This window comes from Paenibacillus amylolyticus (assembly GCF_036894225.1).
Classification (GTDB): domain Bacteria; phylum Bacillota; class Bacilli; order Paenibacillales; family Paenibacillaceae; genus Paenibacillus; species Paenibacillus amylolyticus.
In genome coordinates this window covers 451,991-465,391 of the sequence record NZ_CP145892.1, presented here as the reverse complement: position 1 = coordinate 465,391, position 13,401 = coordinate 451,991, and the positions used below count along the sequence as shown (strand labels likewise).

Sequence of the window (13,401 nt, the reverse complement as noted above, 5' to 3'; positions counted from 1 at the left end):
CATGGAATGAATCGTACACCAGACAACTTCATTCTCGTGCAGATTCTACATTAAGATTTGGTATTCAGCTCATGTGAGGTCTGATGCAGCTCTTTAATCATCTGCTGCAAAAACATGTTGTCTTGGCGACTGATACCGTGCTGATTGTCTTGAACAAGCATCTGATGAATGTTCTTTTTGAGCAATTCACTGCGACGTTCCAATACTTCTTGACTCATGTTGTTGCTTCACTCCTTAACATGTTTTGTAATGAATTCACGTTCTATATTAAGTATAGAGGACCTTCTCCGATAGGGAAAACGGACTCAGCCTTCCTCAGCTGGACACACCAACCCTCACCTAGCGTGACAACATTTCACCCCTTGTCGTTCTTAGATATCCTTCTAAATACTCCCTGATCCTCCCCAGCTTTCTCTAAAGACACAGACTAGGGTCTTGGACAAGCTTGCGTTATAATGATCCCATCCCTGTATAAATAAAGTACCTAATTAAGCTAATCCTAGATCAAAGGAGTTCTGCATTCATGTCCTATAAACAAATTAAATGGATGATTCTGCTGATCCCTACATTCACGGTTGGCATCTGGGAATACATTCGCCATCAGTTTCTGATGCCGTACCTTTCGATGGATGCAGGAAACTGGTTAACACCCCTCATCGTTTACCTCGTCAGCGTGACTCTGCTCAGCCGATTGTTCCACATGCTCGAAGGTGCCAGGGCTGCTCTGGAGCAGGAACGTGCAGCGAAAGCAGCGCTGGAAGCTCGTGACCAATTGGCACGGGAACTTCACGACGGCATATCTCAGTCTCTTTTCCTGCTCTCAGTGAAGACCGATAAAGCAGGCCGTAGTCTAGCAGGGAGCGGACATGAGCATGAGATCCAGGAGATTCAAAAAACCGTGCATGAAGTCAATACATATGTAAGGCAAGCTATTGCCCAGTTGCGTTTTGTTCCTTCCTCTACGGTAACATCAGAAATTATTTCATTGCATGCGCAGGTCGAAGTGCTCGTCAAGGAAACGGTACCTGGTGCACAGATTCATTGGGAACTCAAGGGTGTAACGTTCTCTGCCAAGGAACAAGTGGAACTGCTCGCTTGTATCCGGGAGGGACTACTGAATGTACGCAAACATGCGCAGGCTACCCGCGTTCAGGTTCACGCGGAAGGTAACCCAATTGCCTGGTTCATTTATATTCAGGATAATGGGAATGGACTAAGTGGAGATCCTCTTCATCTGAAGGATCGGTACGGACTGCGAATTACGAAGGAGCGTGCTGCCGAGATGGGTTGGTCTTTCACCCTCGATTCAAGACCGGGGCATACCCGAATGACGATAGGAAAGGAGCATGCTTAATATGGAACATGTACGTGTACTGGTTGTTGATGATCATGCGCATGCGCGTGAAGCGATCTGTAGCATTTTATCCGAGGACAGCCTGTTTGAAGTGATAGGTACAGCTTCGAATGGACAGGAAGCGCTGGAGCTCACCGGGCAATGGATGCCCGACCTGATCCTGATGGACGTGCAGATGCCGGGCATGGATGGGCTGGAAGCCACCCGTCAGATCAAGCTGCGATTCCCTTATGTTATTGTTGTTATGGTCACGGTATCGGATGATGTGACGTTTCTGTTCGAAGCACTGAAACAAGGCGCTCAAGGCTATTTGCTCAAAAATCTAACGCCTTCCACCTGGCTTGAATACCTGCGCGCAATCGTCAGTGACGACGCACCGCTCAGTAAGGAACTGGCCTACCGGATTTTGCAGGAGTTCCCCGCACCACGCAGTGAAGATGTGCAAGATAACCCGCTAACGGCGCGGGAACTTGAGATTCTGCAATGGGTATCCGCGGGATATACCAATCGGGAGATTGCCGATCAACTCGGTATTTCAGACCAGACGGTGAAGAATCATCTCAAAAACATTTTGCAGAAGCTCCAGCTTGAAAACCGGGTACAACTCACCCGCTACGCACTAGAGAGCGGGCTTGCAGGACGTAAACTTCGCAAATAAACATTGTTAATTCGGAGTCAATGATGCTTCCGACATAGGTGAGAAATGACATAGCATTCATGCTTTTGTCACAATTATGTAGACCAAATCGTTTTTTTATAGCCCAATGTAGTCATACGCAGTCATTTTGGACAAAGTTATAATGGGTTAGATTGTGTTTAAGGACCATGAATGACTACAAATCTATAACCTGAGGGTGATGATTTTTTGATTTTTACACGCTTTACCCTGAAATGGGGCAAACGGCACTGGGCATTGGTCACCTGTCTGTTGCTCGTATGTTGCCTTGTTATGCCACAGTGGGCATCTGCCCATGCTTATATTGTTAAGGCTTCGCCAGGAGAAAATGAGATCCTCGTAGCTGCTCCGGAGCGGCTGACGCTGGAGTTCAACGAATCCTTGCAGACGGCCTTTTATGATATCAAAATAACCGGCCCTGACGGCAATCAGGCAGACGATGGAAATGTAAAGATCGATGTGGATCGCCCTCATATTCTGGAGACTGGCCTGCAAGCTGGACTCGGGAACGGGACTTATGCCGTTAACTGGAAAGCTGTATCTGCCGATGGACACCCAATTCAAGGGGCGTATGTTTTCCATATCGGTGAACCATCCGGTTCTCCTGCCGGACTGAGTGATCTTACATCCGGTTCTGGTTCAACAGGTGGGCCGCTGAAATGGATTGTATCCCTGACAGACTGGATTCAGTATCTCGGATTGTCTGTCATACTGGGGACACTTGCATTCTTGCTACTCCGAATCGCACCGACATCCATGACAAGAGAACCTATGGACGTTCCGGGCAGCTACAGATTGTTATGGATCAGTTATGCTGCTGCTTCCTTTGCCGCTCTGGTCAGCCTGCCACTGAATACGTTATATGAATCTGGTGTGGCTCTGAACGAACTAAGCTGGGCACTGATCGGAAGTGCGCTCAAGCTGACATCCTTTGGTCAGATCTGGATGTTACAAATACTCATTGTAATGCTGCTGGCCGTCACGATTCTCTCCGGATATGATCGTGATCGATCCATCCGTGCTCGCATCTGGTCTTCCTATGGCTCACTTGTGCTCGTGCTTGGATGGCTGTTCACGCATGCCATGACGGGACATCCGGCTGCGGCGGATCAACGTGCTCTCGCGATTGCCATGGACTTCGTGCATCTGATCGGTTCCGCTTTCTGGATTGGCGCACTAACCGCCATGGCGATATGTCTGCCTCCACTGGCGGATAAGCTGCCATCGAAGGTGCGAGGAGAAGTCTACTGGGTTGCTATTCGCAGGTTTACCGCCTGGGGAATTGGCGCCGTAGCCGCTCTGGTTGCTACAGGAATATACAGCAGTCTGATTATTCTGCCAGCACCTGTGCTGACTTCCTTGTTCACTACAGCCTATGGCCGTGTCCTAGTCGGCAAGATCGTCCTGCTTATTGTTATGCTTGTCTTCGCCTGGCGTCATGCGCGATTGGCAAGAGCAGCAACGGGTAGCAGATTATCCGGCAGCCTGAAGGCCGAACTTGCCACCGGTGCTGTGATTCTCGCTCTGGCTGCCGTACTGACACACCTGTCTCCAGGACAACCCGCTGCGGTCGGACCGTATCAGGAGACAAAGACTACAGAAGACGGCTCGGCGATCACACTTCAGGTGAGTCCCAATGTAACAGGAGAGAACCAATTCGAAGTCGATGTGAAACGTGCAGACGGTAGCATCGTTAACGATCTGGAACAGATCACACTGTCACTCACACATCTGGACATGGATATGGGGATCTACGAGATCACCATTCCGAAAAACGACACCGGTGTGTACAAGGCTGAAGATTACATCTCCATGCCTGGACGTTGGAATATCAAGGTACATCTCCTGACCAAGACGTTGGATGCACTGGATGCCGAATTTGAGATTGATACCGCCAAGCCATAGTTACACAACGTTTATATTGAAAAGTGACCCAATCTAAAATTAGTGTTTCTACAAACTGCAAATGTAGTGAAGGGAACGATTTTGATTTTGGAGAAGCGAAGCACTCGCCTTTATTCCCGGATTTCAACTTATTACTATTTAAATTGAACTATTATTTACACTGAAACGGAGAGGGCAGAAAAAACCTGAAAAAGCGAAGCGTTCGCCTTTATCACCAGATTTTCCCCTTTGAGAAAAGAGAATCAAAAAATCTGGGGATAACAGCGATTGGAAGGTTATTCTGTCATCGGAGTGTATGTGTAAACCATCTTTAGTTCAATTTATATAGTTGGATCAATAAATTCCGGGAATAACGGTGATCGAAAGAACAATTCGTAACCGAAACGGCCTTTGCAGAACGTAGACACTCATTTAAGAAAATGGGCCGAATCATATATGATAAGAACTGAGAGGGGTTATTTATTTTGAAGAAAACATCATGGATTTCCAAACTAACATCCACTATCGCAACAGGTACCGCAGCATTCATGTTATTCGCCGGATTCGCTAGCGCTCATGTTACCGTTAGCCCATCCGTTGCACAGACAAGTGCATGGCAGACGTACACGATTAAGATTCCATCCGAGAAAGAACTGCCTACAACCAAAATCACCATGAAAGTTCCGGAAGGTGTTGCATTCAAGCAATATCAACCACTGGCAGGCTGGAAAATCACCACAGAGAAGAACGATTCCAATGAAGTAACATCGATTACGTGGGAAATTGACGGCGATAACGAAGGCATTCTGGCAGGACAATTCCAGCAGTTCAACTTCGTTGCACAGAACCCTAAGGCGGAAGCTGAAATAGCTTGGGATGCCTTCCAATACTACAGTGATGGCAGCATCGTAGAATGGACAGGCCAACCAAGTGATGCCAACCCGCACAGTATCACAACGATTAGCGAAGATCCGGCTGCTGCTGGTAATGCTGCGGCAGGTGGAGGTCATGCCAACGATGGACATGATAGTGCAGGTACAGAAGGCGCCACTGGAGATAATGCAGCTACCGACGATAGCAAAGCAAACGATGACACCACGCTGGGCGATGCACTCAATGACACCGTTACAGGTGAACCAAACAACACGGATACAGACCCGGGTACGCTGAAGCTTCAACAAGCAACATTGATCGTATCCATTCTGGCCCTGATCCTGTCCTTCTTGGGGATTGCGTTGGCTACACGTCGCAAAAAACGTTAAGAACTAACTTACAGTTTTACGAAAACCTGAGAAAAATTCAGATAACAAAAAGCCTATGGCATACGGGATCAAACCCGATGTGCCGTAGGCTTTTTAGCTATCATCATTTTGATTGGCTACCCATGTTTTTTACAATCCGTGGTTAAGGCACTAATCATGCCGCTCCACGGTCACACTCTTATCCACGCTGATTACCATCCGCAATTTGGCATCAGCCTTACCACCCTTTAGCGTTCCTGATCCGTCTGGATCATGATCTCAATGTATTGCAGCAAGCTTTTCTTCTGCTGTTCAATGGATTGAATACGTCTGGACAAGCCCGCAAAAAACTCTTCAATCTGCTGTCTTGTATGATCTGCGGACTGGCCTTTCCAATCGTTCAGCCGACTGTATAGCGCCCGCGCTTCTTGCTCATCGGCTTGCAGACGGGCCAGCAGCTGTGTAAGTTCTTTTTCCGCAATCCGAAGATCATTCAATTCCACCAGCAATTGTCCACCCACTCGTGTTCCCCTCCCCTATGTACGTGATATCAACGCTAGCCACCCAGAAATCCTAATTAAAAATGAACCGGACTCTCGTCCGCCTGCCGGAAAGCATCCGCCTTCTCATCAATAAAGTTCAGGAACTGGCTGGTGTGTTTCATATGCCATGTGCCAAGCTCATGAATGGATGCGTCCAATTGGGTGACAATTGGCTCCAGTCTGCGACTGCGGCTCGTATGCAGATATTGGGCCATGCGGGTTCGCACCTGATTCAGCTCCGCATTGCACTGTTGTGCATTTTGCTTCCACCGTGAAGCGACACTTTTCAGTTCTTCCGGCGTTACCTGAATCAGACCTGAAGCTCCCCCCACTGAGCCAACACCTGCAACCATCTTGTTAGTCTGCACACCAAAGCTACGCATAACATCCGCAAGCTCCGTCATGATATTGGAAGGTTCACGGGGAGTTTTATTGATTTTCTCACCAGTGGTAGGGTCGTATAGATCATTGGAAATATAACCATTCTCGAACTGATACTGCTTCAGGTCGTGGTATTCCTTCCCACCAAAGGTGTTACCCATCTTATCTCCCATGCTCATGTTGTCATTCATGTCCTTGTAATTAGAGTTGATGTAATACATGGAACCCACATGACGATCATAGCCACCAAAGAATCCACTGGCGACAAAGTCACCCGGGTGACCAAAGTTTACGATCTGATTATCGAATCCACCCTCTTCTGCCTTACGTTTCAGTGATGGAGTCAAGCTGGATATTACAGATGGCGCACTAAAGGTTACTGCCGTCATTCCCGTATGCGCTGCTGCATACTGAGCATTTCCGCCGCCTAATGAATGCCCTGTCAGAGAGAAGTCCAAATTCTTATATTTGTTCTGCATATCCTTCGCGTAGTCTTCTGCTTCGTACATTTGATTTGGAAAAGGATTCAGCTTTTTATCAATCTGTCTATCCAGCTCACCCACCGCATTATCCAAATGAGTCAGTCCGGTGACGTCTTTTACCTTTTGAATTCCACCTGATAACCAATCGGGTGTGAAATCGGTAGATTGTTCAATTTTTCTGCCCAGTTCGGGGATCGCAATCTGACCATCCGCCAGAAAATCAGGCCCTTTACGATCCCATCCGGCACTTCCTTCTGTTCCTCGGTAAGAAATGACCGCCTGCCCCGTTTCCGGATTGTAAAAAGTCACTGCGTCAAAACCGGAATAACCGTTGCCATGCGTATCCTCAAGCACTTGCCAGCCTGGTAGATTCGCATATTCGGTACCTGCTTTGGCATTTTCATAAGCCAGTTCCGACATCAGACGGTATGTTTCATCATCAATTCTTGGTGTATCCCCCATGTTATGTTCACCTCCCAAAATTCAATACAATCTACTTGGCAAAAGGATCGTAGCCTTTCTCAATGATGGCTACCTTGATGGCAGGGCTCATTCCAAAATTTTTGATTTTTTTATCACTATAGTCATAGGAAATAGTGAACTCCTGATCCTCCTGCTCTACCACATGCCCTTCCATTGCAATCGAGTCCAGTGCCATTTCGGGTAGCAACTCCTTGCTGGTAATAACAACGTTCATCTCATACTTGTCTTTGAAATATTTGACCGCTTTCGCTTCTGCTTCTTGAAAAAGTGCCTGTTTCTCACTTTCTTTCATGTTCTGACAGCCTCCCAAAATAAAGATAGATAGCACAATTAGTAAGAATACACATACCTTTTTTTGTATTGGCCTCATACCAATCACCTTCTTCTTATGATTTCAATGTATATGTGCACCCAATGAATCAGGATCATTCACCCATGCCTTCTGCTTCTGTTAACTGAATCATAGTACAAAATCAACATGACCACATCGGCTGAGAGCATCGTTTTTATGTATCTTTCTTCCTAATATGATTCATACGCGTGTTCGCGTGTATATTACCCGATTTCCTGAATTTTGCATCAGTTTAGCTTCTCGAATTTTCCATATATAACAAAAAAGCATTCTCTTCAACACATATTGTGTAGAAAAGAAAGCCTTTTGTCTTCCGTCAACATCATCCTCACTAGCCTCATCCATACTGTCTGGCCCCGGTTTCGTCCAGTTGTTCACACACGAGATCATTGTAGGATTTACACCGTCCAATCAATTCATCATGTGTTCCAGCATCCACGAGTACACCCTGATCCAGTACATATATGGTGTCCGCGCTTCGAATGGTACTGAGTCTGTGAGCAATGATAATCTGGGTGCATTTCAACATATTCAGATTATGGGCAATCGTCGCTTCTGTAACAGTATCCAAAGCACTAGTTGCCTCATCCAACAGAAGAACTTTGGGTCTGCTTACCAATGCTCGTGCGAGAGCAACACGTTGCTTCTGCCCTCCAGACAGATTCGAACCCGCTTCAGAGATCAGTGTGTTATACTTCATTGGCATCTTCTCAATATCGTCATGAATATCCGCCAGCTTCGCTGCGAACATTACATCCTCCAGCGTTGAACCCTCTGCATGTAGCCTGATGTTGTCATACACGGTGTTGTTAAACACAAAGTTATCCTGAAGCACGATACTGATCTGGCTGCGAATATCCTGCTGCTCCAGTTCTTCTACAACCACGCCGTCAAAATAGATATTACCCTGTGTGGGCGTATACAGCCCTACCAGCAATTTCGCCAAGGTACTCTTTCCTGAGCCTGATTTGCCAACCAGAGCGACCCTTTGCCCTGCTTTAATCGTAATATTAATATTTTTCAGCACATCTTCCCCGTAGTCCGTATACCTGAAACTGACCTGATCAATTGTAATATCCCCATTCAGCTTTACATCTCGGAGGGTCGGTGTTTTCTTCTTGAATTTATTACTTTCCTCGGCTTGAATGACATCATAGATTCGATCCAGCAGCGCATCCGCCATCACGAACTCGTTCAGCATCAAAGCAAGCGAGTTCAGCGGCCCCAGAAACAGCGCGGCCAGGGACTGGAATGAAACGAGCATACCAAGTGTCATATTCCCCTGCATAATCTGATATAGTCCCACCAGCAGAATGAGCATCGGAGTCATAAAACTCAGCGTATTCGTCACGGTATTTACTCTTGTCTGAAAAATAGCTTTTTCCTTGACCGTTGCGAGCTGACGCATGAATAGTGCTCTCCATTTTTCCCCGGTACGCTCTTCAATCCCAAGTGATTTGATGGTCGAGATGCCTTCCAACACTTCCGTCATGAATGATCCAGCCAAACTTTGGGCAACAATTTGGGTCTGTGTCAGTTTCTTGAATCTGCTACGTGTGTATACAAAAACAAGAATTTGAACCAGTCCAACACCAAGCAGTGTAAAAGCGATCAAACGGGACTGGATTACAATATACGTGAAGGTCACAACAATTAAAAATAGATTGATTAGCGTAGAGATCATCTTCTGGGATAATATCTCTCGAATGGTCGTATTGCTATTAATCCGCAGCATCAAATCCCCGCGCGAACGAATTTCAAAATATTGATAAGGCAGTTTGAGCATATGAGAGACAAAGTTTGTCGTCAGTTGGGAATCCAGCAATTCCTGAAGCCGTACGATGCACATATCCTTCATATAACTGAAACCGATCTGAAATAGGGTTAACAGCACAATGCTGGTGATCAGGACAGGAAATAACGAGTAGCCCTCACCGCTAGTGGCCGCATCAATCGAGACCTGCATCAAGAACGGAAAGGCCACCGAAACCAATTGCAGCCCCAGAGCAAGTAGAACGGTCCAACCAAAATATTTTTTGTTACTGCGAATCAAATCCTTGAAGTACGCCACTTTACTAATCTTTTTCTCGGACAAGGGTACAAAGCCCTCATCCGGATATACGAGCAAAAAAACACCTGAATATTTCTCCGCAAACTCCTGCGTACTGATAACCAGCCTTCCCAAAGCCGGATCAACAATAATGAAGTGCCCACTCGTCTTGATCCGCTCAAGCACGACAAAATGATTGTCCTCCCAGAAACAAATGACTGGCAGAAAATCATTGTTAAGTGATTCAACAGGCGCTTTTTTGGCTATCCCTTTCAAGTGATAGGTCTGAGCAACCTCTTTCATTTTGAGCATGGAGCTACCATCCCTGCCGTTTCCCAGCATTGCAAAACGTTCCCTCAGATCGGTGAAATCAGCTTCATAGCCATGATATGCGAGTAACATGTGCAAGCAACTGGGACCACAATCATATTGATTCATTTGCAGTTTGACAGGGATTTTGCGTTGTCTCTTCCGGCGCAGACTGAATACAGGCCGTTCAGGCATGATGCTGCCCCATATGGGATGACTGCTCCATAGTAGTCATCTGCTGCTGAGCGGACGCCGTTTCCATAGCGTATGTCTGAGCCATATCCCTTATCCCCTTGCCCTTTGGTCCTTCCATCATCAGTACTGAAGGCAGGTCACGATTGTATAGTCGGAGCAATTGATATCCAATTCCGGCAAGCCCTAGCATCAGTCCTGGGATTTGCTGACGACCCGGAATGCCGCATCTCCAATGATGGTTATCACGTCTCACCTGTGTCACAATGTAATTTGCCATATGAACCGAGAACTCTTTCAACTCTTCATCCTGCAAGTAATCGGCTGCGAGAAGGAACAGCTCCAGATTGCCCATATCCCCATGGCAGAGCGAATAGCTAACTTCTGTAAACCCTTCTTCCATCGTCTTGGCTAACGCCCTGCGGATATCTGTCTCTATCGTATCCATAGCTCCCAATGACCTCAATTGCTGCGCTATCCCTACGCGGGCGATCCCTAGACCGGGTGCGCCATTACACCAGTACATAACATAGTGTTCTTCCGGCATGTCGCCATCGGTGAACCGCAGATCTTTCCAATTGTTTACTTCAGGGCTGTAGAGGGCTTCCTCATACTTCAGTCCTTCCATACAAGTTTCAAGATAGGCTTTGTTGCCTGTAGCACTGTATAGACGAGCCAGACTCAGACAGATACCTGCGTTGCCATGTGCAATACCGCTAAGTGGCGTTTTATTGATCGCTGACGTCACCCAAGCCATACCTTGATCCATCGGCTGGGCAAGATCCAGCAATCGGTCTGCGCATCGCACAGCCACATCCAGCGCTTTTTGCGATTGGAAGCTCGTATACATGTCCACACATGCCATCAATGTGCCCGCACAACCTGAGATCACATCCAATTGCTGATCACTATCAATCATATCGTCCAAGATATCGAGTAATTCCAGCGTATCCGGGTTGATCCCCGGCTCGGAACATACGTTAGCTTTATGCACCAGCAGATAGAGAAGCGACCCGTAGCCAGTGAACAATGAGATGTTTTTGTCGATGTTTTTTCGAATCATTTCCCAGGCAGTCTGAATGCACAGATTAACCATCTGCATATATTTGTGGTCACCTGTCTCCTGACTCAGATACAGATAGAAATAGGCAATACCGGTTACCCCGTTATATAACCCCAACTCGGAAGATTTGTAGATCAGCTTCTCGTCTGCATCCATACCCATACTGATCCATGACACTGAAAGACCTTCATCTCCCATAATAGCAATATCTTTTATGTACTCCCCAATCCTCACGGCTTCTTGCAAATATTCTTCTTTGGTCATGTGTATTTGATGTTCATTCAATATTTCCGGTCGGACGCTTTCCGTGCTTTTCTCCATGGCGAATGAGCGTTCCAGGACATATTTAGTCTGGATTGTACGCTCGGTAAACTCCCATTGCATATCCATGTCTTTGGGATTCATCGCCCGCACTTTATCCGCGGTCTGCGTTAAAATATCGGAGGAAAACACGCCGTCAATCGCTTGGTTGTCGTAGTGGTGGAACAACATTTGCTCACCGATAAACGTCTGGAACATGGGTACATCGCCATGCAATAGATCATGGCACTCATATCTCACCAGTTTTTCACGATCACGATCCTGCCGCACAATCATCCACATCATGTCGAACAACAGATTCTTATCCAACCCGTCTCTGAGATATTTCGGATGGGAACTGGCTTCAATGAGCGTAAAATACGTAACGGTCGGACGAACAATGGTACGTACAGCACAACCATGGAAGTCATTGCGGACTGTTGAGATAAATGACTCCTTTTGCTCCATAATAGCACTGTATATGCGATAGAAACCCTCCTTCAAACTTTGGATATATCGCTCAGGTTTAATGGGTGTATGTTCATATGAAGGCAAATGACTAAATCGACTCACACTCACCTTGCTTCGTTGGATTCTCATGGTATCGGTGTTTTTATCATGAATCTCATACGTATTGAGTACCTGATCCACATCCCCTGCAAGTCCGCTCAGATCACTGTGATACAAAGCGTTGGAATCCAACGTTGGTAACATGCTCGTTTTTAACACGGAATTATTCAATATCGAAAGGGTCTTCTCCAGCGCTGTATAGTGTGCCTTCTCCTCCTCATATTTGAAAGGTTGATTATGCAACAGTGATTCCAGATCGACGAAGAAGGGATGCTCGCCCTGAGCAACAATGTTCTCCATATGCATGTCTGTTGCATTAACGGCATACAAAATAGCGAGATACTGCCCCTGCCGTTCAAAAAAGCGTTCCGCTCCCTCCAGACTGGTGACTTCCTCATAGGGAATGAATTGCTGCCAGCCATATTCGGTGCGATCCAGCGATTTGGCAATACGGAAGGGTAATCCTATTCGCTGATCGTTAAACCATTGCAACAGACTGGCAAAAGCGGTGTCGATGGCCATGTTCCTAGGTTTGTACATGACATTGATCCCTTCGGCAAATGCCAACCGCAATACACTAGCTCCACCGTTATGGGAATCCCCGAGAAATACGATATCCTCCAGCTTATCCAGCTTGAAATCAAAAAAAGATTCCAGTTCACGACGATCTCTTGTCAGCCGCTCCAGAACACGCATCATATTCAGACTGATACGAAGAGTGTGCTCGACAAGTCCTCGTGCAAGAACAGGATATTCCAGTAGTAAGGAGAGAATCTGATCTCTGGACTGCATGTTCTGGTTCACAAAGTGCAGATACCGCTGCCGGGAGTCCTCACCTCTCAGTTCATCTTGCAATCTCGCTTTATTTAATTCATAGATTAGTGTCTTGGCAGACATGTGGAACACTTTATCCGAGACGGTCTTCAGAACAAGCCCAGTAACACGTCGTTTGTCCAGCCATTCATATCCATCATTCAAGCCGTCCGTCATGATCTGAATGGATCGTTGCAGGAAGGGTCTAGAAAACTCAAAGAACGGGATTTCTTCCGTATTCCCCTCAATAAAATATTCGATCTCCAAATGCTCATTCTCCAGAAATGTGCTACAGAGTTCCTGATGCCAAGGCATCTGCACAAAGTCGTACATGAAGCCTGTATCGTTAAACATAGCCTGCACCGTCTCCATATTCATGGATTCAGCCCGGAAACGATTGGACAATAGCTCCTGGTCCTGAAAAAACTTTTCAATCCATTTCTGCATCCTTTCCGACTCGGAAGTGTGCTCCACAGGCATGTCCCCATGCTGAACGTCAGCAGTTATATTTTTTTCATTTATATCAACAGCAATTTCCTCGCTAAATAAGAGATCATTGGGAACTTGGGCAGCATATCGCTGCACAAACTGCTTGTATTTCTCCGTTAAGTAGAGTGCATCACTCCACCGGGAGTCATGTAACCGCTCCTGTATGTTCATCGTTTTATCTCCCCTTCTATTGGATGGTTCGTGCCCAAAACCTCATATA

At 46.5% G+C, this 13,401-nt stretch carries 10 protein-coding genes; 4 read left to right on the top strand and 6 right to left on the bottom strand.

Going from position 1 to position 13,401, the window contains the following annotated elements; all coding sequences use genetic code 11:
* Positions 1-50: 50 nt before the first annotated feature.
* The gene (locus tag V6668_RS02225) at positions 51-218 is read right to left on the bottom strand and encodes a hypothetical protein (RefSeq protein WP_017691019.1); all 168 of its coding nucleotides are present in this window, start codon (positions 216-218) and stop codon (positions 51-53) included.
* A gap of 305 nt (positions 219-523) precedes the next feature.
* On the opposite strand from V6668_RS02225, the gene V6668_RS02220 reads away from it, so the two are divergent.
* From V6668_RS02220 to V6668_RS02205, 4 genes are all read left to right on the top strand, one after another.
* The gene (locus tag V6668_RS02220) at positions 524-1,354 is read left to right on the top strand and encodes a sensor histidine kinase (RefSeq protein WP_338707609.1); all 831 of its coding nucleotides are present in this window, start codon (positions 524-526) and stop codon (positions 1,352-1,354) included.
* 1 nt (position 1,355) lies between these two features.
* Positions 1,356-2,012 (top strand): response regulator, encoded by a 657-nt coding sequence (locus tag V6668_RS02215; RefSeq protein WP_036616682.1) that lies wholly within the window; start codon positions 1,356-1,358, stop codon positions 2,010-2,012.
* A gap of 207 nt (positions 2,013-2,219) precedes the next feature.
* Positions 2,220-3,935 (top strand): copper resistance CopC/CopD family protein, encoded by a 1,716-nt coding sequence (locus V6668_RS02210; RefSeq protein WP_051447442.1) that lies wholly within the window; start codon positions 2,220-2,222, stop codon positions 3,933-3,935.
* Positions 3,936-4,399: 464 nt separating this feature from the next.
* Positions 4,400-5,176 (top strand): YcnI family protein, encoded by a 777-nt coding sequence (locus tag V6668_RS02205; protein ID WP_036616680.1) that lies wholly within the window; start codon positions 4,400-4,402, stop codon positions 5,174-5,176.
* Positions 5,177-5,403: 227 nt separating this feature from the next.
* Here the strand turns inward: V6668_RS02205 and V6668_RS02200 are convergent, their stop codons facing one another.
* The 5 genes from V6668_RS02200 to V6668_RS02180 all read right to left on the bottom strand — a co-directional run bounded on the left by V6668_RS02200 (position 5,404) and on the right by V6668_RS02180 (position 13,352).
* Entirely contained in the window at positions 5,404-5,676 is a 273-nt protein-coding gene (locus V6668_RS02200) for a hypothetical protein (protein ID WP_017691024.1), read from the bottom strand.
* A gap of 56 nt (positions 5,677-5,732) precedes the next feature.
* Positions 5,733-7,022 carry a lipase family protein gene (locus V6668_RS02195; RefSeq protein WP_036616678.1) on the bottom strand — a complete coding sequence of 430 codons (1,290 nt, stop codon included), beginning with the start codon at positions 7,020-7,022 and terminating at the stop codon, positions 5,733-5,735.
* 31 nt (positions 7,023-7,053) lie between these two features.
* Positions 7,054-7,335 carry a hypothetical protein gene (locus V6668_RS02190; protein WP_076319547.1) on the bottom strand — a complete coding sequence of 94 codons (282 nt, stop codon included), beginning with the start codon at positions 7,333-7,335 and terminating at the stop codon, positions 7,054-7,056.
* Positions 7,336-7,732: 397 nt separating this feature from the next.
* Entirely contained in the window at positions 7,733-9,949 is a 2,217-nt protein-coding gene (locus V6668_RS02185) for a peptidase domain-containing ABC transporter (protein WP_338707608.1), read from the bottom strand.
* Complete coding sequence (locus tag V6668_RS02180; RefSeq protein WP_338707606.1) at positions 9,942-13,352, bottom strand: type 2 lanthipeptide synthetase LanM family protein; 3,411 nt, start codon at positions 13,350-13,352, stop codon at positions 9,942-9,944. Before V6668_RS02180 ends, V6668_RS02185 begins: the two co-directional genes overlap by 8 nt.
* Positions 13,353-13,401 lie beyond the last annotated feature (49 nt).